Source organism: Nocardia albiluteola (assembly GCF_018860155.1).
Classification (GTDB): Bacteria; Actinomycetota; Actinomycetes; order Mycobacteriales; family Mycobacteriaceae; genus Nocardia; species Nocardia albiluteola.
Map to the genome: position 1 here is coordinate 135,445 of NZ_JAHKNI010000014.1, position 20,708 is coordinate 156,152.

At 64.2% G+C, this 20,708-nt stretch carries 23 protein-coding genes; 11 read left to right on the forward strand and 12 right to left on the reverse strand.

From position 1 onward, the window contains the following. Nucleotides 1–49: 49 nt before the first annotated feature. Nucleotides 50–1,075 carry an Lrp/AsnC family transcriptional regulator gene (locus KO481_RS33355; protein WP_215922473.1) on the forward strand — a complete coding sequence of 342 codons (1,026 nt, stop codon included), beginning with the start codon at nucleotides 50–52 and terminating at the stop codon, nucleotides 1,073–1,075. A gap of 253 nt (nucleotides 1,076–1,328) precedes the next feature. Here KO481_RS33355 and KO481_RS33360 read toward each other — a convergent pair whose 3' ends face one another. From KO481_RS33360 to KO481_RS33390, 7 genes are all read right to left on the reverse strand, one after another. Next, nucleotides 1,329–1,781 carry a YbaB/EbfC family nucleoid-associated protein gene (locus KO481_RS33360; RefSeq protein ID WP_215922474.1) on the reverse strand — a complete coding sequence of 151 codons (453 nt, stop codon included), beginning with the start codon at nucleotides 1,779–1,781 and terminating at the stop codon, nucleotides 1,329–1,331. A 2-nt stretch (nucleotides 1,782–1,783) separates the two neighbouring features. Then, nucleotides 1,784–2,284, reverse strand: a complete 501-nt coding sequence (locus KO481_RS33365; RefSeq protein WP_215922475.1) for an SMI1/KNR4 family protein — start codon at nucleotides 2,282–2,284, stop codon at nucleotides 1,784–1,786. A 25-nt stretch (nucleotides 2,285–2,309) separates the two neighbouring features. After that, a complete protein-coding gene (locus tag KO481_RS33370) occupies nucleotides 2,310–3,767 on the reverse strand; it encodes a deaminase domain-containing protein (RefSeq protein ID WP_215922476.1) in 1,458 nt (485 codons plus the stop codon). Nucleotides 3,768–3,965: 198 nt separating this feature from the next. After that, on the reverse strand, nucleotides 3,966–7,475 hold the full coding sequence (eccCb, locus tag KO481_RS33375; protein WP_308166863.1) for a type VII secretion protein EccCb: 3,510 nt from the start codon (nucleotides 7,473–7,475) through the stop codon (nucleotides 3,966–3,968). After that, nucleotides 7,411–7,770, reverse strand: a complete 360-nt coding sequence (locus KO481_RS33380) for an effector-associated constant component EACC1 (RefSeq protein WP_215922478.1) — start codon at nucleotides 7,768–7,770, stop codon at nucleotides 7,411–7,413. The genes eccCb and KO481_RS33380 overlap by 65 nt, the downstream gene beginning before the upstream one ends. Before the next feature lie 473 nt (nucleotides 7,771–8,243). Further along, nucleotides 8,244–8,543 carry a WXG100 family type VII secretion target gene (locus KO481_RS33385; protein WP_215922479.1) on the reverse strand — a complete coding sequence of 100 codons (300 nt, stop codon included), beginning with the start codon at nucleotides 8,541–8,543 and terminating at the stop codon, nucleotides 8,244–8,246. After that, nucleotides 8,540–8,875: a WXG100 family type VII secretion target gene (locus KO481_RS33390; RefSeq protein WP_215922480.1), complete on the reverse strand. Its 336-nt coding sequence runs from the start codon at nucleotides 8,873–8,875 to the stop codon at nucleotides 8,540–8,542. The genes KO481_RS33385 and KO481_RS33390 overlap by 4 nt, the downstream gene beginning before the upstream one ends. 128 nt (nucleotides 8,876–9,003) lie before the next feature. On the opposite strand from KO481_RS33390, the gene KO481_RS33395 reads away from it, so the two are divergent. Then, nucleotides 9,004–9,240 carry a hypothetical protein gene (locus KO481_RS33395; RefSeq protein ID WP_215922481.1) on the forward strand — a complete coding sequence of 79 codons (237 nt, stop codon included), beginning with the start codon at nucleotides 9,004–9,006 and terminating at the stop codon, nucleotides 9,238–9,240. A gap of 23 nt (nucleotides 9,241–9,263) precedes the next feature. On the opposite strand, the gene KO481_RS33400 is transcribed toward KO481_RS33395, so the two are convergent. Next, nucleotides 9,264–9,623 (reverse strand): Rv2640c family ArsR-like transcriptional regulator, encoded by a 360-nt coding sequence (locus tag KO481_RS33400; protein ID WP_215922482.1) that lies wholly within the window; start codon nucleotides 9,621–9,623, stop codon nucleotides 9,264–9,266. A 96-nt stretch (nucleotides 9,624–9,719) separates the two neighbouring features. Here KO481_RS33400 and KO481_RS33405 point away from each other — a divergent pair, with 96 nt between their 5' ends. From KO481_RS33405 to KO481_RS33445, 9 genes are all read left to right on the forward strand, one after another. Beyond that, nucleotides 9,720–10,235 (forward strand): ArsI/CadI family heavy metal resistance metalloenzyme, encoded by a 516-nt coding sequence (locus tag KO481_RS33405; RefSeq protein WP_215922483.1) that lies wholly within the window; start codon nucleotides 9,720–9,722, stop codon nucleotides 10,233–10,235. 71 nt (nucleotides 10,236–10,306) lie between these two features. Further along, nucleotides 10,307–10,687: an ArsR/SmtB family transcription factor gene (locus KO481_RS33410; protein ID WP_215922484.1), complete on the forward strand. Its 381-nt coding sequence runs from the start codon at nucleotides 10,307–10,309 to the stop codon at nucleotides 10,685–10,687. Next, the gene (locus KO481_RS33415) at nucleotides 10,684–11,445 is read left to right on the forward strand and encodes an aquaporin (RefSeq protein WP_215922485.1); all 762 of its coding nucleotides are present in this window, start codon (nucleotides 10,684–10,686) and stop codon (nucleotides 11,443–11,445) included. The genes KO481_RS33410 and KO481_RS33415 overlap by 4 nt, the downstream gene beginning before the upstream one ends. A gap of 82 nt (nucleotides 11,446–11,527) precedes the next feature. Then, the gene (locus KO481_RS33420; protein ID WP_215922486.1) at nucleotides 11,528–11,941 is read left to right on the forward strand and encodes an arsenate reductase ArsC; all 414 of its coding nucleotides are present in this window, start codon (nucleotides 11,528–11,530) and stop codon (nucleotides 11,939–11,941) included. Further along, nucleotides 11,938–12,447, forward strand: a complete 510-nt coding sequence (locus KO481_RS33425; RefSeq protein WP_308166864.1) for a GNAT family N-acetyltransferase — start codon at nucleotides 11,938–11,940, stop codon at nucleotides 12,445–12,447. The genes KO481_RS33420 and KO481_RS33425 overlap by 4 nt, the downstream gene beginning before the upstream one ends. Before the next feature lie 70 nt (nucleotides 12,448–12,517). Beyond that, nucleotides 12,518–13,054, forward strand: a complete 537-nt coding sequence (locus tag KO481_RS33430) for a DinB family protein (protein WP_215922487.1) — start codon at nucleotides 12,518–12,520, stop codon at nucleotides 13,052–13,054. 915 nt (nucleotides 13,055–13,969) lie between these two features. Continuing rightward, nucleotides 13,970–14,944 (forward strand): HNH endonuclease, encoded by a 975-nt coding sequence (locus KO481_RS44530; protein WP_215922488.1) that lies wholly within the window; start codon nucleotides 13,970–13,972, stop codon nucleotides 14,942–14,944. A gap of 94 nt (nucleotides 14,945–15,038) precedes the next feature. Beyond that, nucleotides 15,039–15,251, forward strand: a complete 213-nt coding sequence (locus KO481_RS33440; RefSeq protein WP_215922489.1) for a helix-turn-helix domain-containing protein — start codon at nucleotides 15,039–15,041, stop codon at nucleotides 15,249–15,251. Nucleotides 15,252–15,450: 199 nt separating this feature from the next. Beyond that, a complete protein-coding gene (locus KO481_RS33445) occupies nucleotides 15,451–16,830 on the forward strand; it encodes an ATP-binding protein (protein ID WP_215922490.1) in 1,380 nt (459 codons plus the stop codon). Between the two features lie 1,348 nt (nucleotides 16,831–18,178). On the opposite strand, the gene KO481_RS33450 is transcribed toward KO481_RS33445, so the two are convergent. The 4 genes from KO481_RS33450 to KO481_RS33465 form a co-directional block, all read right to left on the reverse strand. Beyond that, nucleotides 18,179–18,625, reverse strand: coding sequence for a hypothetical protein (locus tag KO481_RS33450; RefSeq protein ID WP_215922491.1), 447 nt, complete (start codon nucleotides 18,623–18,625; stop codon nucleotides 18,179–18,181). A gap of 201 nt (nucleotides 18,626–18,826) precedes the next feature. Then, nucleotides 18,827–19,576 (reverse strand): DUF2637 domain-containing protein, encoded by a 750-nt coding sequence (locus KO481_RS33455; protein WP_215922492.1) that lies wholly within the window; start codon nucleotides 19,574–19,576, stop codon nucleotides 18,827–18,829. 44 nt (nucleotides 19,577–19,620) lie between these two features. After that, nucleotides 19,621–20,052 carry a hypothetical protein gene (locus KO481_RS33460; RefSeq protein WP_215922493.1) on the reverse strand — a complete coding sequence of 144 codons (432 nt, stop codon included), beginning with the start codon at nucleotides 20,050–20,052 and terminating at the stop codon, nucleotides 19,621–19,623. Further along, nucleotides 20,049–20,642 carry a hypothetical protein gene (locus KO481_RS33465; RefSeq protein ID WP_215922494.1) on the reverse strand — a complete coding sequence of 198 codons (594 nt, stop codon included), beginning with the start codon at nucleotides 20,640–20,642 and terminating at the stop codon, nucleotides 20,049–20,051. The genes KO481_RS33460 and KO481_RS33465 overlap by 4 nt, the downstream gene beginning before the upstream one ends. Nucleotides 20,643–20,708: the final 66 nt, after the last annotated feature.

A 20,708-nucleotide genomic window follows, 5' to 3' on the forward strand; every position in this document is an offset into this window, starting at 1 on the left:
GTCTTAGCATGTAAAAATGGGATTGGCCAGCGGTCTAAGGTGGAGTGCCATGACCCCTCCCCAGCTCGACGGGCTCGACCGGCGTCTCATCGGAGCCCTGCACCTGGCGCCCCGGGCCACCTGGGACGATATCGGTGCGGTCCTGTCCGCCGATGCGAGCACCCTCAAGCGTCGCTTCGACCGCCTGGTGGAAGCCCGGATGCTCCGCGTGATCGGGCAGGCCGACTGGGGCATGCACTCCACCGCGATGCCGGTGCACGTCTACCTGGACGTCACCGGCGAAACCCCGCTCGCCGTCCTGGACCGGCTCCGTGACCTGCCCCATCTGCAGTTCCTGGCACAGATCTCCGGCAACTACCCGCTCTACGCGGTCGCCCACGCCCCCTCCGAAGCCGCCACCAGCGAGGCGGTCGACCGGATGTTCGCCATCCCCGGCGTCCGCCGCGTCAACGCCTTACCCGCGCTCAGTACGCTGCGCCGAGGCATCACCTGGGACCCGGGGTTCCTGACCGGCACCGAACGGGCGGACCTGTTGGCACTCACCGCGGCCCGCCCCGAGGGCCCGGCAACCGCGACACCCCCCACCAATCCCCTCAGCGAGACCGAACGCACCATCGTCATCCAGCTGATGCAGAACGGCCGGGCCTCCGCCGCCGGCATCGCCCGCGCCGCGGGACTCGCCACCTCCACCGCCCACCGGGTCGTCCGCCGGGTCCTCGACGAGCAATGGGTCAAACCCCGGCTGGAGATCGTCTCGGAATGGCTCGGCTTCCACACCCCGTTCCAGCTGCGCTTGCGGGTCGCCCCCGGCGAGACCCCCGACGTCATGCGCCGCCTCGACGAACTCCCCCAGACCCGCCTCACCGTCCACGTCGCCAGCGACGTCTCCGTCCTGTGCAACGGCCTGGTCACCGACCGCGCCGCCCTGGCCGCGTTCATCGACGACGACATCGCCAAGATCCCCGGCATCCTCGCCGTCAACGTCGACGTCGCGCTTGCCGAACCGCGCCGCTACTGGCTGGACCGTGACCGAACCTCGGGCCTCGGCCGCTTCCACGCACCAGCGCTGCTGTGATTCCCGCGCTACAGGATCGCGCGCATCAATCTCTTTGGCTCCTTAACTGCTCACCTTGGGGCCCGACCAGCAGACCGGTCCGAAAGATTTTAGTTGCGTTCTTGAATCAACACGCCACTACTGCTGACGAACATCCTGTAAGTAGCCGCTTCCCGCGCTGAGCGAACAGGACAGCGCGGGACAGCCAAAGATCATCCGGCCGTGCCGATCCGGAGCCGGCCGAACGCACCGTAATGCCGATTGTCGTGGAAACCTACGGTTGGGCCCAGCCGCGGTTCAGGCGTTCGAAGTACGCATCATCCGCCGCCTGGATCTCCTGCTCGCTCATCGGTCGGCGAGTTGGCGGCTCCGCCGACGACTTTCCAGTGGTCATCCGCCGGGCCTCCTCCATGGTCTCCGAGATCAGGCGGTCGTCCGTCAGCGGCCGGGCAGCGTCCGCGGCCTGGCGTGCCGCGTCGGCTTCCGCGCGCTGGATCGTTTCCAACAACACCTGAGCCAAACGGGTTTCGCCCAGACGCAGAGCCTGCGCGGTGAGGTGGATGTCCCGTACGTGGCCCTGCGCGTTGACGGTGACACCGAGTTCGCCGTTGCGTGAGGACGCACGGACTTTGATGCGGCACAGGGCTGCTCGCACAACGTCGACCTTTTGCTGCACGCCGGCCAGCGCGGCGCGTTGTTCTGTTTCCCAGGCTTCGAGATCGGCCATCGCTACAGTTTGCCTTCGGCTCGCATCTGGGCGCGTTTCCGTTCAGTCTCGCGTTCGAGACGCTCACCGTCCGCACGAATATCTCGCGTTCGTTCCAAGACATGCCACAGCCAGGACGTGAAGTTCTCGCCCAGTGTCTGAACGTTCGGGTGCCCCTCTTGGTAGGCGAAGACTTCGCGCATCCCCCGCTGAAAGAAGAATACGATGTACCCCTGGTGATGACCGAAGAAGAAGCGGTCCTCAGTCGTGAGACTCTCCTCCGGGTCCTCGGATATTTCTTCGGCTACGGTTGGAGCTAAGAGGCAGGCGGGGAAGTGAATCTCTCGCCCTTGGAACAGGGTGCCGGGTTTCCGGCCGAACACCTGCAGGAATGCCAGGTATTCGGTAGGCAGCGGGAACTCTGCTGGTGCCACTATCTGGGCGATCTCGTCGGGGGTGCAGCCTTCGATGTCAGCCGGTGTGCAGAATCCCGAGTCGACCATGACCGTGCCGAGTCGGCTCATCTCGTACAGACTTCCAGCGTCCGGCTCAGGGGTTGGTGTAGGTGACATTGAGTCTCACTCCCGGGTAGGTGTTCTCAAATTGTTTGATGACCTCTGTGCAGGCGGGGCATGGTTGATTCTCGGTGTACAGATCTATTACGCCCTTCGAATCGGGCGTCAGCCGGGTCGACAACTTCTCGAGGATCTTGTACTCCGAGTCCGTCGGGCGATCGGCTAGCCCGAGCTCATCGCGCGGTACGAACTTCCCCGGTTGTTGCGGTGTTTCTACGGTACCCGGGGGTGACTCCTTTCCACTAACAGCTTCGAGCTCCCGGGACGGTATGAACTGCCCATCTATCTCGCCTTGGGCCACGGCGACGTTCTTACCCTGTTTGATCGTGTTACCCGAGTTCGACAACCGGTCCCGCACATCCTGTGCGGCCTGCTCACCATCGAAATCGGCCGCATTGTCCTTGTCGCGGAACGGCTTGGTCGGATGCACCGGCTTACTCACGCCACCGGGCCGCGTGTTGGAGTAGAACGTATTCGACTGCGCGTCCAGCAGCGGCTGGACACTCTTGATAATCACCGGCGCGGCACCGACGGCGACCAACCGTGCCACCGGCATCGCCGCGGCGACGAACGCGGAGAGTTCATCGACGATGGTAATGACCCGGCCCGCGGTAGCGGCGCCACGCGCACCGGTGATCACGGTGCCGCCCGCGCCACCGAGCGGACCGCCGGCAAGCCAGCCGATGCCCTCGACCGCGGCCGCGATGGCGATGAACTCGCCGAGCTCCTGAAAGATCTTCGTGTGTGCCTCATCGATGGCTTGGGCGAAATCGACTGTGGCGAGGCTGAGTTCGTCGCATTGGCCGATCACGTTGTCGATCGCGGCATCGACGATATCGATCTGGGTCAGGATCTGGGCGACCTCGCCGGAGACCTGCTCGTTGACGATCCGGCGGGCACCGGCCACGGCGGTCTTGATCCCGTTCATGCCTTCCTTGGCGGCGGTCCACGCCGAGGAGACGGTACGCAGTTTGTCGGGATTGCCGTTGGGCCACATGCGGCCCTGCAGCCAGCGGCTGATCAGGCCCCACCCGAACGGTGCGTCGGTGTCACCACCGTAGGCGCCCTTGAATGCCGGGGCGTCGAAATGCGCGGTCGGTGGGGGTGGCTGGATCTGGTTGGCGGCGTTCGGTTCGTAGTGCGATCCGTTGTCGGCGTTGGCGTGGTTGACGCTGTCGGCCTGGAGCAGGTCGTTCAGCTTGCCCAGCGAGTTGACCACCGCGGTGGCCGTGGCGACCGCGTTGAACGCCGCGGGATCATATTTGTTGCACCATGCGTGCCCGGAATTGTCGGTGCCGCCGCAAGCCCATTGGGAATCCAGCACTTTCGCCAGCGAGGTCACCACCGACTTCGCCGCATCATGGTTCTGCCCGTAGAGTTTGCCCGCCGCAGCGAACGCGCCCGGCAGGACACTGATCGCCGAACCGGTCAAGGCTCTCAATCCCCCTTGTCAACCCGGCATTGCCTCCGAACAGATTCGCTGACTGAGAGCCGAGTGAGCACCGAACCAGGATAGCTTGACGCGCATGGTCTGACGCGCGTAGCTGACGCGCAGTAATCCTTGCGTGCAGCCGATTTCCTCGATACCGACGCCGCGACCTCGTCATTGATCGGTTTGGTGCGGCAAGCATTACATCGAACGTGTTTGTGCGAGTTGAATCCGGTCCTCGATGTCGAGGGTGATGAGGGTGCCTCGGCCAGGTGGCATCGGGGTCGGCTCGGTGCCGCCCATGAGGATGCCTTCCTCGCGTCCGCAGCTCAGGATCATTCCGGCCGAGCCGAGGTCTCGCATCTCAGCAATCACAGCATCGGACTTCATGGCCTGGCGTGCGCCGCCGGAGCGGCGCGCGATGATCATGTGGAACCCGAGATCGCGGGCGTGTGGTAGGTGTTCGAGCAGTGCACGCACCGGCCCGCTGCCGCGGGGCATGACCAGTTCGTAGTCGTCGACGATGACGAACAGCTCCGGGCCGGCCCACCAGGAGCGGTCCCGGAGCTGCTGCGGTGTCACATCCGGCCCGGGTGTTCGTTTCTTGACGTAGGAGGCGAGGGCGTCCATCTGGTCGGTGACTTGCGGTGTGGTAGAGCCGTATCCGGCGAGATATTCCTGTCGTACGAGGCCCAGCATGGTGCGGCGGAAGTCGACGAGAATGATGCGGGCCTGGTCCGTGGTGTTCGACGCAATGATGCTGTCGATGATCGATTGAAGCAGCGTCGTCTTACCCGACTTCCGGTCACCGATGATGATGAAATGTGGGCTTACGTTGAAGTCGATGTACACCGGCGTCAGCTCGGATTCGTTGAGCCCGATCGGGAATCGCAGGCATTTCTGTGCTGGATCGCCCGGCCAATCCCCAGCCATCTGCAGCAGCTCGGTGTGCTCGAGCCGGTCGGGCAGTACCGGTATTCGGGGTGCTGGGTGCCCCGGCGTCATCTGTCGCAGCTTCGAAACGGCCTCGGCCACACCGGTACCCAACGTTTCGGGATCCGGGTTGCCATCGACTCGCGGTAGCGCCGTGAGCAAGTGCAGGCCTTCTGGGGTCATACCGCGTCCCGGTCGTCCCATAGGGACTAGCGAGGCGGACCCCGGGCCCGACTGGGATTCCGCCGGATCTCCTAGGCGCAGTTCGATGCGTGTGCCAATCGAATCTTTGAGCGCTGGTTCCAGCTCGGTCCACCGCGCCGACGCGATGATGATGTGCACACCGTACGACAGACCACGTACCGCAAGATTCGCGATCGTCTGCTTCAGGGCAGCGAAGTCTTGATGGATCGAGCCGTAACCGTCGATCACCAGGAAAACATCACCGTGGGGGTCCTCGTGCGCGCCTGCAGCGGTTGGGTTGCTGGAGCGGTCCATGGCACGCAGTCTCCGGAATTCGGACATCGACTCGATACCGAGTCGATGGAATTGTGCGTCGCGATCGCGGACGATGGTGGTCATCTTGACGACGGTGCGCCGGATTCTGTCCTCTTGCAGGTGGCTGGCGACCGAGCCGACGTGCGGTAGGTCCCCGAGGCCGGCGAGGGTACCGCCACCGAAGTCGAGGCAGTAGAACTGCACCTGCTCGGTGGTGTGGGTCAGCGCCAGTGCCAGGATCAGTGATCGCAGCAAGGTCGACTTACCCGATTGCGGGCCACCGACCACCGCGAGATTGCCACCCGCGCCGGACAAATCGACCACGAGCGCGTCACGGCGCTGATCGTATGGACGGTCCACAATGCCGACAGCGGCACGCAAGGTCGAGACGGTGTTGAATTCGCCGGTGAGGATCGAATGCGGCATGAGCTCGTCCAGCGTGGGGGGCTCCTCGAGCGGCGGCAGCCAGATTTCGCGCGCTGGATGCCCGTGCCCGAGGATGCGCGATACCAGCATTTGAAGGATGGAGACCTGGTCACCTTCGTCGGGCCGAGGACGGTCCTGACCGCTGTCGTCCTCTGGTGAGGCCTCGGCGACATACGGGCCCGATACGTACGATGCCTGGAAGCGTCCGATCTCACCGGAGCTGGACCTGAAATATCCTCCACCGGGATTGTTCGGCAGGTTGGCGGCGTCAGGGATTCCGAGGACCTGGTGAGACTCGTTGGCGGAGAAGGTCTTCAGACAGATCCGGTAGGACAGGTTGCTTGCCAGGCCCTTGAGCCAGGCCTCTTCCAGGCGCTGTGAGGCCAGCAGCAGATGTACGTGCAGTGCCCGGCCGATGCGTCCGATCCTCCTGAACAGGTTTGCGAAATCCGGGCGTTGACCGAGCAGCTCGGAGAACTCGTCGAGCACCACGAACAATGCCGGCAACGGATCCAGATCGGCGCCGGCGGCGCGGGCCTTCTCGTACTCGGAGACGTTCGCGAACTTGCCACCAGCCCGCAGCACCTGCTGGCGGCGATGGATCTCCCCGGCCAGCGCGTCGTGCATACGATCGACGAGCGCGGCCTCCTCCTCCAGGTTGGTGATGATCGCAGCAACGTGCGGAAGCCCCTCGAACCCGAGAAATGTTGCGCCGCCCTTGAAGTCGATGAGAACCAGGTTCAGCTGGTCCGGTGTGTGCGTGGCCACCAGCGAAAGCACTAGGGTGCGAAGGAATTCCGACTTGCCCGAGCCGGTGGCGCCGATGCACAGGCCGTGTGGGCCCATGCCGCCCTCGGCGGCCTCCTTGATGTCGAGGTATACCGGAAGACCGTCGGCGCCGACACCGAACGGTACCCGCAGGCGTTCGCGGGCGTAGCGTGGCTGCCACGCGCGTTCGGGATCGAAGGTTCCGATGTCGCCGAGCCCCATCAGATGGCTCCACGTTGAGGTCATCTCGGAGAGATCCATATGGGTGGCGGTGCTGGTTGCGAGGTTGACCGCAAAGGGGAAGTGGCCGGCGGTGTCGGTGCCGCGCTGGTTGGGCGAGGGTAATCCCTTGGCGCGCAACTGAGCACGCAATATCGGGTAGATATCGGCGAGTGTCAGCAGATCGGGGCCGCTGGGGATGCCGGTGCGGATCAAAGCGCGCAATTCGCTGGTGAATGACGTGCAGGCGGTGTCCTGCACGTCGAGCGGTGGCACGTGGGCGGTGCGATTGCGGGTGGTGGCGGTCAGGGTGTACACGCCCTGGATGTGCGCGAGGTCAGCCAGCCCTGCACTGTCCGGCCCGGCGAGCGCTTCGATGGCCTGGCCGGCGAAACAACAGTCCAGGATCGCGATCCGCGCACGTGCTGGGCTGTTTTGCAGCACCTCGGCAAGCAGTTCCCACCAGATGCCAGTAATTTTCGGCCGATCCGGGCGAGTAGTAGACAGGGTCAGACACAACTCACCGCGTGGTGTGAGCACCCCATGACCGACGTAGTACAGCAGCAGTACACCGGTGCATGCCTCAGCCAGATCACTCACTTGCTCAGCCAGATTCACGGTGGACGACGGATCGGGGATTACGGTCACCTGCTCTGGCTGCCAGCCACACAGCTGCGGATCGGTCAGCAACTCCCGCATCGCAGTCAAGCTGTTTCGCGCGGCGAGGATCGGGGAAAATTCCGCGTGCTCGTAGGCGGATACACCGACCAGCACTGCACGGGAGCCGGCAGGTACTTTCGGTTCAGCACCCATCGCCGGGCTCGCGATCTTCATCGCGGAGAATCTGTTCCAGCAGCGGTGCGACATCCTCGACAGTTCGGATATCCAAGGTCACCGAACGACGAGCGCACGTCACCGTGATCTTCGCCGATGTCCGGCGGGTCTTCAACCAGGTGATCAAGGAGGCCGCCAACACCGAGCCCGCGCCACCGGCCCCCAGAGCCACAGTCAACACATCGATCGCCGAACCCAACTCGGTCTCCCCGATAGGGTGCCGGATGCCCCTGACCCGGCCCCGCAGATCCTCCTCACCGCTCAACCACTCATTGAGCGCCGCCAGGTCCTCGCCGTCCCCGCCGTCGATCTCGATACGTGCGTACACCCCACGACTCCTGCCCGGTCATGATGCCGCTGAACACCCGGTGAACTCCCCAGCACTAGGTGTCCCCCCGGGCATTTTCGTCGCGACTGTCGACTCCAAATCAAGGTAATGATGTCAGCAATCCGCTGTCTCAGTGTTGGTTCCACGGTTCTGTGGCCAGTATGCAGGTGTCGCTGGTCGATGCGTTCAGGCAGCGTCAGCCGGTGCTGGACGTATCTCGTAGCAGCGGCGCTCGCGCATCAGTGCCCACAGCACGTTCACTCGGCGCCGAGCCAGGGCGATCACCGCGTGTCGGTGTGTTTTGCCTTGCAAGCGTTTTCGATCGTAGAACCGTTTGGATTCGGCGTTGCTGCGGGTGCTGATCTCGGCCGAAAGGTAGAACACTCGTAACAGGCCACGGTGGTACCGCCGAGGACGATGCAGATTTCCGATGCCCGTTCGAGACACCCGAACCCCAACGGCCCGAGCACCATTCAAGATAGGGGCCACATCCCCTTGTTGACATCGACTGCGCCGGAATAGTTTCCGTGCGCGCGAGTCAGCGCGGCCTGCAACGTCGTTAACGCCTCCCGCATGGCCGCGGTGTCCGCCGTCCAGCGGTCCACGAAGTGCTGGTGAGCTGTTGCCGCCGCTCCGGTCCACTGCACATGCAGTTGATCGACCTGTCGGCGAATGGCATCCGCCCGGGCTTCGATCTGGGCGTCCAGGCGTTTGGCGTCGTCGATCAGGCTCTGCAGTTCGGCCAGATCGACCCGATACGGATTGTCGTTCACGGGATCTCCGGCAGATCGAGGCTGCTGGTCTTGTGACGCACCGAATCAGACCACGCGGTGTCCGTCTCCACGAACGCGCCTGCAGCCTCACGCAGCGTCGATGCATCCCCTCGAAGAGCCTCCACTACGTCGTTGGCCGAGGTATACCAATCAATCCAGGGTTGGTCGTGTGAGTCCGCGGCCTTGCCGGACCAATCCCCGCCGACCACCGCCCGTACCCGCTTGAAGAAGGTTTGAATCTCCTCGTCGAATTCCTTGGCCGAGTCCTCGATCCACCGTGCCGCGGCGAGAACATCCTGCACCGGGACAGAGGCCCCCGGATCACTACCCACCCGAACGAGATTACAGGCGGCTGCGGCCGCCGGACCGCTTTCAGCGGCACCTGTGGGATTGTCACCGCTGTATCCACGATCACAGCTGGCGTCAGGCCGGTCGGCCGCCGATCGAGGAATTCATCATCTTGGTCAAGTCCTACGGCAACGACCGCTTCGACTTCCGAGCCTTCGGCGACCGGCGACAGCTCGAGTTGAAGATGCAGTACGCGCTGCAATGCCGCCACGACGAACGCAAGGTCAAGACCGCCGCTGACACCGGCCGCGCCGTGATCGCCTTCGTGGCCGCCGCCGACGTCGGTTCCCTGCTGGACTGGCCGCTGGAAAGCTGGGACGAGTTCTTCACCTCCGGTCGGGCCGACTGATGCCCTGGAGTCTGCCGGGTGCGTCAGGTGCAGCAGTCGGGGTCCAGGATCCGACACATCGCGCCGAGCGCATCCCGGCGAGCACGGTGGACCGTGTTCATCCCGCGACGCTCCGATTCGACCATGCCGGCGTTGCGCAGCTGGGCGAGATGATGGCTGACCGTGGACTCCGACAACCCCACCGCCGCCGCCAACTCGCCGCTGTTCGGTTCACCGGACGGACTGGTCAACAGCAGCGACATCAACCGCACCCGGGCCGGGTCGGCCAGCGCCTTCAAGCGCAGCGCCACCTCCAACGCCGCCGCCTCGTCCATCGCCGCCGCGGCCACCGGCGTGCAGCACACCGGCGCGGACATGTCGATCACGGGCAACGCCTTGGGCATGACACCCACCCTACTGGGGAAATTGACATATGTCGAAAAGATGGCACACTCGACCACGCAAGTTCTTCGACATATATGAAACAACCGGAGGTTGCCATGTCCCGCGTCCAGCTCGCCCTCAACGTCGACGACCTCGACCAGGCCGTGACGTTCTACTCGACCCTGTTCGGCACCGAGCCGGCCAAGCGCAAGCCGGGCTACGCCAACTTCGCCGTCGCCGAGCCTCCGCTGAAGCTGGTGCTGATCGAGAACCCCGGCCACGGCGGCAGTCTCAATCATCTCGGCGTCGAGGTCGAGACCTCCGAGCAGGTTCACGGTGAGATCGCGCGCCTGTCGGAGGCGGGCCTGTTCACCGAGGAGCAGATCGCGACCACGTGTTGCTTCGCGACCCAGGACAAGGTGTGGGTCACCGCGCCGGACGCCGAGCGGTGGGAGGTTTACACCGTGCTCGCCGACAGCGACACCTTCGGCACCGCACCCCAACTCGCATCAAGCGACGCCGAAGCGGTCGCGGTCTGCTGCGGCACCCCCGAGGACGCCGCCGCCGAAGGCGCATGCTGCTCGACACAGACCAAGAAGGACGCGGTCGCCTCCGGCGCAACCTGCTGCTGACCGCGATCGAACGAACCCTGTTCACCGAGAGTTCGCTTGCTCATGGATTCGATCCACATCAATATCAACGTGTGTCTAAGTCCGAGTTGCCGTTGACGGTCGTGACCTCGCCGTCGTGTGAGGTCACAACCCTGGTCCGCGAACCACTCACCGGCGAGGCCGCCGCCGAGTTGGCCGGGGTGTTCAAAGCGTTGTCGGATCCGGTGCGGTTGCGCTTGTTGTCGCTGGTGGCCAGCCATGCCGGGCAGGAAGCGTGTGTCTGCGACATCTCCGACGGATTCGAGGTCAGCCAACCCACCATCTCGCATCACCTGAAGGTGCTGCGGGAGGCCGGACTGCTGGCCAGCGAACGGCGCGGATCGTGGGTCTACTACCGCATCGAACCCGCCGCGCTGCGACAGCTCTCCCAGCTGCTCGACATCACCGACCCCGCTGCGGCGGTGGCGCGGTGAACGATCTCGCGCGGCGGCTGCTCGCCGAATTCACTGGCACCGCTCTGCTGGTCACCGTCGTCGTGGGCTCCGGTATCACCGCGCAGCAGCTCTCGCCCGGCGACACCGGGTTGCAGTTGCTGGAGAACTCCACCGCGACCGTGTTCGGGTTGGCTGTGTTGATCCTCGTGTTCGGACCGGTCTCCGGCGCCCACTTCAACCCGGTCGTGTCCGCCGTGGACTGGCTCGCGGGCCGTCGTCACGGCACCGGCCTGCCCGCCGCCGACCTCGGCGGCTACATCCTCGCCCAAACCGCGGGCGGGATCGCCGGGGCGATCCTGGCCAACGTCATGTTCGACCAACGCGCCATGCAAATATCCACCCATCACCGCATCACCGGCGGCCACCTCGTCGGCGAGGTTGTTGCCACTGCCGGGTTGATCGCGGTCATCTTCGCCCTGGCCCGCACCGGTCGCGCGGGGTTGTCGGCCGCCGCCGTGGGCGGATACATCGGTGCGGCCTACTGGTTCACCAGCTCGACCTCGTTCGCCAACCCGGCCGTCACGATCGGGCGGATCTTCTCCGACACCTTCGCCGGGATCGCACCGTCCTCGACACCAGGATTCATCGCCGCCCAGATCGCCGGAGCCCTGCTCGGACTAGGACTGATCGCCCTGCTCTACCCGACCACCCCTGCTGCGGCGGCCGACAACGTCGTCGTCCCACACCACACCGATCCCGCCACCACCACCGGCAACCCGATACCCACCACACGCTGAGCCCGGGGCGCCCCCGATGACCGAAAACCCGCTCGACGTCGCCAACCCCTGACCACCCCTCTCCGAAAGACACAGTCCACCAATGGCTTCCACGCCCACCGTCCTGTTCGTCTGCGTCCACAACGCCGGACGATCCCAAATGGCCGCCGCCTTCCTCACCCACCTCGGGGGAGACCGCATCCAGGTCCGCTCCGCAGGCTCCGCCCCCGCCGACGAGGTCAACCCCGTGGCTGTCGAGGCAATGACCGAAATCGGCATCGACATGTCCACCGAAGTGCCCAAGATGCTCACCATCGAAGCCGTGGAGGCATCCGATGTGGTGATCACCATGGGCTGCGGCGACGCCTGCCCGATCTTCCCCGGAAAGCGTTACTTGGACTGGAAACTCGACGACCCCGCCGGGCAGGGCATCGACGCCATCCGACCGATCCGCGATGAAATCGAACAACGCATCCGCGGCCTGCTCGACGAACTCGGCATATCGTCAGCGGCGTGACCATCACGACAACCGGGGTCCACATCGCGGCAATGCGGACCGAGCACGCCGCGCAGGTGCTCGACATCTACCAGCGCGGCATCGACGACGGGGACGCCACCTTCGAAACCCACGCGCCGACCTGGGAGAAATTCGACAACACGAGACTGCCGTCGCATCGACTCGTCGCACTCGATCCCCACAACCGCGTACTGGGCTGGGTCGCGGTCGTGGCCGTCTCCGACCGCTGCGCCTACGCGGGCGTCGTCGAACATTCCGTCTACGTCCACCCCGACGCCCGCGGCCGAGGCATCGGAATGGCGCTGCTGTCCGCCCTGCTCGAATCCACCGGCAACGCCGGGATCTGGACCGTCCAATCCGGCATCTTCCCCGAAAACGCCGCCAGCCTGGCCCTGCACACACGAGCCGGATTCCGCGTGATCGGCACCCGCGAACGCATCGGCCGCCACCACGGACGCTGGCGCGACGTCATCCTCATCGAACGACGCAGCCCCCACTTCAACTGACCCGCACCCGGCGGCTCCATGGTGGCACCATCAAGACACCAGCCGAAACCTGTCGATCGAGGCGCCACCGATGGCCGAGCCGAACACCGAACGCGAAGCCCTTTCCGCGGACTTGGACCGGGTCCGCCGCGACTTCCATCAACTGTTGGACCACACCAAGCCAGACGAGTGGCGGAAACCGACACAAGGCACCCGCTGGACCAACGAACAGTTGCTGTTCCACATGGTGTTCGGCTACATGATCGTCCAGAAACTGTTGATCCTGGCCCGCGTTTCCGGCCACCTGCCCAAACCGATCACCCACCGCTACATGAGCCTGCTCAACGCAGCCACCGGCCCATTCGACGCCATCAACTACCACGGCTCCTGCCTGGCCGCCCGCGTATTCAACCGAAATCGCATGGGCGCCAAACTCGACCGAGTCATCGACTCGCTGCAACGCTCGCTCAACCGCCTCCGCGACAGCGACCTTCAGCGCGGCATGCCCTACCCGGACCGCTGGGACCCCTACTTCCATAACTACATGACCCTGGCCGATCTCTTCGCCTACCCCGGCCAGCACTACAACCACCACCGCAAACAGCTGACCCTGGAAACAATCCAATAGGCGACCGTCATATTCGTCCGCGCCCCCATCCGGGAAGAAGCCACCCGCCACCCGTCTCAACTGGGCTTAATGACAGTGTCGTCAACGCTCCGGCGCAGGCCACGACCGCTGGCCGAGGTCGAGACGTTCCGGAAGTTCGTGCGTAACCAACACCTGTATGCCTGCTGGCTGCTGTCCTGCTACGGAATGAGGCGCAGCGAGGTACTGGGTGCACGATGGACGCGGTTCGCCGACTCGACGATCCGGGTTCGCCGCGGCCGGGTGGCGATCGGCACCGAGGTCGACGAGAACCTGCCCAAGTCGGCGCGGAGCCGCACCGCATCGGTCTCGCTCATGTTGTCGCGTGGCATCCTGCGGTCGCGGCCTGGCACGGACACGACCCCGCGGTATCCCTGCGGATCTACAACGATCCGCGGCCCGAGGATCTGCGGGCAGCCGGTGCGGCTCTCTTCGAATAACGAGATCTGTGTTCCCCGGCCGTTGGCCCCACTGACCGCGCCGTTGGCGTTCTCGGCAGGGCCGAAATGGCCGTTGACCTGGGTGGGCGCAGAGGGGTTCGAACCCCCGACCGCTGGTGTGTAAAACCAGAGAGGCTGCATCTTGCCGAAACCCCACTGGCACAGCCGCTTTGCGGCGGTCTATATCAGCAGGACAGCGTATTTGACGCGAAGGGCCAGGGGCTCAAGGGAACACTAAGCCGCACAACTGGACAGCCGTCTGCCCCACGTTCTGCCCCACTCATGCTGGATGCTGCCCCACGACACCGGACTTGCGTCGCAGGCACACCGCCACCTCTGGTAGCACGGTGTCGGCGACATCCGAATAGGTGCTGCCTGAATGTGTCAGCGGGGGTACGCATACTGGGTGCTGTGTAGTCGCGTGGGTGCGCGGCTTCTGAGCTGTTAGCGGGGAGTTGTGGCGAAGAACAGTGTGGCTTCGCGACCTGATGCGAAGGATCGTCAGGCGTGGCTGGTGATGTCGAAGGCGGCGTATCGCCGGCTGGGGGGTGGTGAGAAATACGATGACGATCCTTCTCGCCGCTACAGCTGGGACAGTACGGTTCCGAACCATCTCAATGTCCGTCCGGGCGACTTCGTTGTGTTGTGGGACGAGGTCGAATCACTGGGCGCCTCGGTGATCGAGCGGATCAGGACCGGTCGGGCGGTGAAGCGCCGTGGCCGGTGCACGAACGTGACCTGTCGTACGACGAACTATGAGGCGCGGAAGACGATGCGCCCTATCTTCCGCTGTTCGGAGTGCGGAACGACGTTCGATGATCCGGTCTTCGAGGACGTCGATGTCGAGACCTTCCGTTCCGACCACGGGCAAGCATGGGTGGAGTTGGTTGGGGCGTTTAGCGCCGAGGAACTTCGCGCGTTCTGTGACAAGCCGAAGTCGCAGAACAGTTTCCGGACACTGGACTGGGATGCTTTCCGAGCCGCGGCGATGCGAGTGACCGGAACGGACTTGTTCGGACCGCTCGATGCCGCGAGCAAGCAGATCCAGGGTGGTCACACGACGCGGCCGACGCGGGTGCGGCTGGGGCAGAAAGAGTTCCGCAAAACCCTGCTGGCCAAGTATAAGACGCGGTGCGCGTTCACCGGGGACCTTCCTGAGACGGTGTTGGACGCCTGCCACCTCTACAGTTACGCGAAGGTCGGCAAGCATCATGAGCACGGCGGGATCCTGTTGCGCCGGGACTTGCACACCTTGTTCGACCTCGGCGAGATCGCGGTCGACGGTAACGACGTGATCGACGTGTCCGAGCGCTACCGCGAGTTCGCGACCTATGGCGAGTTGCACGGCAAGCCACTGACCATCCCGGTCACACCGGAACAGCGGACCTGGTTCGAGCTGCACTGGACCACGCACCGCAAGGGAGACAGCTAGCGTGAGCTTCCCGCACCCGGTGCCGGCTGACTATCCCCGTGGGGTGACTCCTCTCCAACGTCGGGTTCTCGATTGCCTCGAAGCTGACAGCTACATGTTGTCGGTGTGGGAGATCGCGCAGGAGGTGTTCGGTGCCGAGGATGCCCCGTCGGAGTCGGAGAAGAAGTCGGTCTACGGATGCTTGAAGCGTCTGGAGAAGCGCGGCCTGGTCCGCGGCCGGCAGTCGTGGCTTCGAGAGATCGGCGCGGCGACCGTATGGCGGTCGCTGACCGATCCGGGCCGGAAGGTGCTCGACCCGGGCGGATAGTCGTTCCCATCAGGACGACTGGCGGGCACCTTATGAGCCAGGTCGAGTTCCGTAGCGGATTAACCTCTGCGAAGAAGTAGTCCGCCAGGTCGAACGGTGTATCAACCACGCTCATGAGCTTCCTACCTGCTCTGGGCGCGAGTTACGCAACAAGGCTCTTCCCACTACTACCCTGAAGTGCTGAGGCTAGGATAGCCAGGTGAGAAAATCGGACGCGTCAGGCGACGCCGATATGATCGTCGTTCGCTTGCTCGAAGATGTGTTTTCGACTGGCAAGACGCCAGAAGCGACATACACTCCGAGATTCGGAGAAGACCCCGAAGACGGTACGTTCGACGATCAGCTTAGGGGTAAGGCTCGTCGTCGCAATGGCGGTGTCATGCTCTCCGGCGTCAGCAAGTCGGGAAAGACCTCGCTTGTCGAGCGGGTTTTGCCAGAAGACCAGGCGTGTTGGCTTCAAGGCACCCGAATTAATTCAATTGATGATTTTTGGCTGACCTTAGCTCAGCAACTTTCAGTCAGCGACAAGAACACGAGCCAGATCTCAACCGAAGAGTCAGAATCGGAAGGCCTCAAATTCGAGGCGGGTTTTCGTTCAGTTATGATGGCCTCAGCCGATTCTTCTGATGGATCTAAAACTGGTAGAGTGGATACATGGTCCTACTCTTCCGTTCCGGCACACTCAGTTGAACAGGCCTTGTCGGAATCACATCGCCCCATTGTAGTTGACGATTTCCACCATATCTCTAGCGATGTTCGCGCCGCAATAGCTCGCGCAATAAAGCCGCTCCTCAGAAATACGTTCATTGTCTTAGTGGCGATTCCGTCATACTCGTTCGACCCCGCGAAGACCGTGGTGGATATCGGAGGTCGAATGGTCCATTTCAAGATTCCGGAGTGGACTATGCCCGAATTGATATCAATTGCACAGCGAGGATTCAGCGAGCTTAACCTTATTGACCGCGGGGATGTGTTTTCAGGCCGTCTCGCGCAGTGCAGTTTCGGCTCGCCCCATGTCATGCAAGAGCTTTGCTATGAAATGCTTTCGCAAGGCCTTAAAGTGCACGAGACAGTTGCGACACCACAGCAAGTGGAAGTTCCACAGAAATTCGATCGAATACTCCGAACTGCAGCGACCGCGTCCGAGCCTTTTGCATTTCACTCCGTGCTTTCTGGTAAGAACACAAAGGGTGTACCCAGAAATCCAGTTGTACTCAACAATGGCGACGAGACCGACATATACGGAATCGTCATGTTTGCGTTGGCCAAACTAATTCCGCCTTCTGTCTTAAAATTCACCGATATACGGAAGTCAGTTCACGATCTCACCAAGGAAGCTATCTCGAAGCAGCGGATCACGGCAGCCCTCAATGGCATGTCCTCTGAGGCCGATAAAAATAAGAGAGATGCTGATCCCATCTTTAGCTACCGCGAGGAAGTCGCTTACATAGAAGATCCGCTTTTCGCCTTCTATTTGAAGTACGGAGATTGGACAGAGGGCGCAATACAGCGGAGAAGCAGACCGCGGCGCAGCCGACGTGGCGGCAGCGACCGGGACGATTCCCTCCGTAAGCGGTAACGCCGCACACCCGCGCATTGCCGATTCGCAACCAGTACGGTCGAGTTCACGTGTCCACCAGCGTGTTCGACCGGTCGGAGGTGCGGGTTATTCGCCGCGAATCGGCGGCCACGCCTCCAGCAATCGGGAACCTGAACACATTGATCGCTGAAGAGTCACTAGTTCATTGCTGTTGAGTTGCTGATGGATTCGCGTTCGCGAGCACGCCGCTGAGTCGTGGTGCTTGAATGCCGCGGTAGACCAACACAACTGGCACCTGCGCGCTGCCCCCTCTCTGTGCAGGCCTGCTCCCGGCGAGGGCGGGGGTCCGGTGGGCAGAGCCCCCGCGCGCAGCCGTCAGGCTGCGGATTCCCGGCAGTGGAGCACGTGTGTGTCGTGGTGGGGTTCCTCTCCGCTTGGCCTGGGGCGTCTCGATCACGCGGGTATCGGTTGTCAAGGGTGGCGTAGCCATCGGCGCAGCCGACGCCGCAGGCGCCCTTGATAGCCGGTGCCCGTGTGATAGCCCCAGATCAGGCCGAGCGGAGAGGAACCCCACCACGACAGGCCGAGCGGAACGCAGGCGCGAGCGCAGCTCGCGGAACCCCGCACCGGATCTCGCCGCGCAGTGCATCACCAGGCAGCTGCACGAGCCAGCGCCCCACGGCACACGCGCTGCGTCACCCGACTATCACGCACAGCCGCGTGCAGTAGACCGCCACCACGGCAGACGACGCCACCACCGTCACCGTCTCCCAAAGCGACCCACTCGCAAACTTTCCGAGGCCCACCCAACGCAACCACTTCTTTTTCTCTCGACCACCACACCAACCCACCCCTACTTGATCTTTTGATTTCTGATTGCTCCCCACCCCCACCCAGTTCGACATCTTATTGAACACGCAGTGGGCGATAAGATGTCGAACTGGGTGGGGGTGGGGAGTGAGCAGAAATCATGCCCGTAACCCCAGCTCAGACGCGGGTTGATGTGGTGAGCGAGAGCGCGAATAGGTAGCACACGCGTGTGCTACCTATTCGCTACTTTTTGTCCGTGTTTTCGCGCCGTCCGACCATAGCAAGATCGACTGCTGACCGCCGATGCCGTGACACGAGCAGGGCCCTTCCTCGGCCGGATAGTGTGTGCTCGGCCATCGGGTTGTTCAAGGGCACTCCTGCGTCGCGTCGCCTGCGGCGATGGCCTGCGGCCACCCTTGAGCAACCCGCCGTCCGGGCACGGAAAGCCTTCGGAGGAAGGGGCCGGGGGGACAGTCAGGGATCGACCGGCGCCGTTCCTCGAGGAGCCGAACGGCCGTGAACATGAAGAAGCCCCCGACCCGTTCGCGGGTCGAGGGCTTCGGTAGAGGCTGAAAGGCTATGTGGTGGGCGGGATGTAGGCGCCGAGGTCGTAGACACGGCCGTAGCCGCTCTCAGCGGGCCCGACGTACAGCAGGCCGTCGATCCGGCCGCCGAGGGCGACTCCGTTGGCGCGGGCGCGGCGCACCTTGGCGCTGATGGCGCGCATGATGTCGCGGTCCATCGTGATCGCGCGCAGGCCATCGTCCTGCTCGTCGTCGCGGGCGTCGGTCTCGACGATGAGCTGGGAATCGATGACCGGGTCACCGCCCTCGGCGACGGTGGGTTTGCGGTTGACCCAGAACAGGGGCTGGCCCTGGCTGTTGTGGCGGTGACGCCGGATGACCGCGACGATCTCACCGGTCACGCCGTCGCCGGGCTGCACGTCCTTGCCGAACGGGTTCCGGGCGCCGGCGCCCATCAGCTCGGCGTTGATCAGGTCCAGGTCGGTCATGGTGCTGGTCATGATGTCCTCCAAAGGGTTTCGAGGTGGTGAAGGGAAATAGGGGGCAGGCTCACTGCCTGCCCCGATAAGGGCCGTAGCCCGTGTGGCGGTAGAGGCTCGCGGGTCCAGGGTGGCCGGAACGGTCATCGCCGCCCGGCGACACTGTGTGCCCTGGACGCGGGAGGGACCGCCGCACACCCTCCCGCACCACCGGGCAATCGGTCAGCGAACCAAGCTCAGCACCTCCCCCTCGCCCTCGTCGGCGTCGTCGACGGTGCCGGCGGCGGCGATGATCTGCGCGACCCGGGTGTGTGACAGCCCGACCGCGGCACCGATCGCGCGCGTCGATTCACCCGCCGCGCGGCGGCGAAGGATCTCCGCGTCACGGTCGGCCAGCGGGTCGCTGTCAACGGTCTCGGCGGTGACTGTCTGCCCGCTGTCCAGTCCCGTCAAGTCGCTGTCCAGCCCTGTCAAGCCGTTGTCCAGTCGTGTCGAGTCGGCGTAAACCGGTGTCAACTCGGGCTCTGGCTTGGGCTCCGCGGTGCGGGGAACCTCGATCAGCGCGGTCAGGCCGTGCGTGGCGGCCAGGCCGAACAGCGGTGCGGCCCCGGCGACGCAGGCCGCGATCGTCGCGGGCAGCACTCGCTGCCCGGATTCCGCAGCGTGCAGGCCGTTTCCGACCACGCTGATCAGTTCTGCCGAGAACAGCTCAGCCCAGAAGAACCGGCCAGTTGCCTTCGGGATCTCGATCCCCTGGCGGGCGCGGCGCTGCAGCGACACCAGCGCGACAACGGACTGGACAATCGCGCCGTCCACGAAAATCGGGCCCGCCCACGCTAGACGCGGTGTAATCCCGGCCATCGTCGACAGTCCGCTCAACGCCGCGAACGACCACGCGAACGCGCACCCGCCGATCACGATCGTCATCGCCAGCGCGGTCAACTCCGCGACATCCAGACGCCCGCTTGACACCCGGTTGACAGGACTGGACACCGCATGGGCGGTGGTTGACGAGTTCATCGGTCGTGCCCCTCTCGATCGGCTGATGCGGACCACGGGCTCCACACCGGAGCGCGGACGAGGCGCTCCTGCTCGGCGTGCCCGGCGTGCCCGGCGAGTTCGTCCAGGGCGTTGTCCAGGTCGCAGGCCAACTCCCGGTTAAGGTCTTCCAGCTGCGCAGCCTGATGCTCGGCCGCATCGCGGGCGGCAACGACTGCGGCCAGTTGCTCCTCCAATTCGGCGGTGCGCTGATTCGCCGCGATCAACCGCTCCGCCAGATCGGCAGGGCTCAGCCCGTCCGGCGTCGACCGCACCGTCGCGGTCTGCACCGGCGCCGCGGTGCAGACCGCGCGCGCCACCGGCCGCGCCGACGGCGGGCGGGCGGTCACCGGGCCGGTGCCGGCTGCGGGCTTAGAGGGCATCGTCGTCTCGATCGCCGCCGCGCTCACCGCTCGACTCCGTCCCGCTCGAAGTTCGCCGCGTGCGCGGCCAGAGCGTTACCGGGCAGGTAGTTCGCCAGCGGCGACGGCCCGTGGTCGCGGTCCTCGATGCGGGTCACATAGTGCGAGGTCAGCAACCCGTTCTCGGCGCGCTCGATGCCGTGCTCGGCGATGTATCGGGCCTGCAGTTCGCTGCGCAGCTGGATCGGTGTCGGCGCATCATCGCCGCCACCTTCGATATTCAGCCCGGCGGCGAATTCGGGATCCTCGCGCCAGCGCTGCGTCGCGGACTGCAGGTAGATCCACTCGTTCATCCACTTCTCATCGCCGCTGATCCACGGATTCGCGTACTCGGCGTAATCGAGCGCATCGGCCGGGTCGTAGTCCTCCGGATCCCGCGAGACGAACGACTGGGCGTGCATGAAGTCCGCGCGCATCTTCTGCTCGGTCCAGGACTCGGTCTCGGATTCGGCGGTCAGCTCGCGTGCCGCCTTTTCAGGATCGAAGACCTCGAAGGCGCCGGCCGCGATGCTTCTGGGTAGCGCTGTCAGGACCTCATCGTCAGTCGGGATGGTCTCGCGGTGGGTAGTGTCGTTCATTGGTTCGGCTCCTTCTCGATCGAATGTTGTGGTGGTGTCGGGCCTTCGGTGCATGCCGGGCGTTGG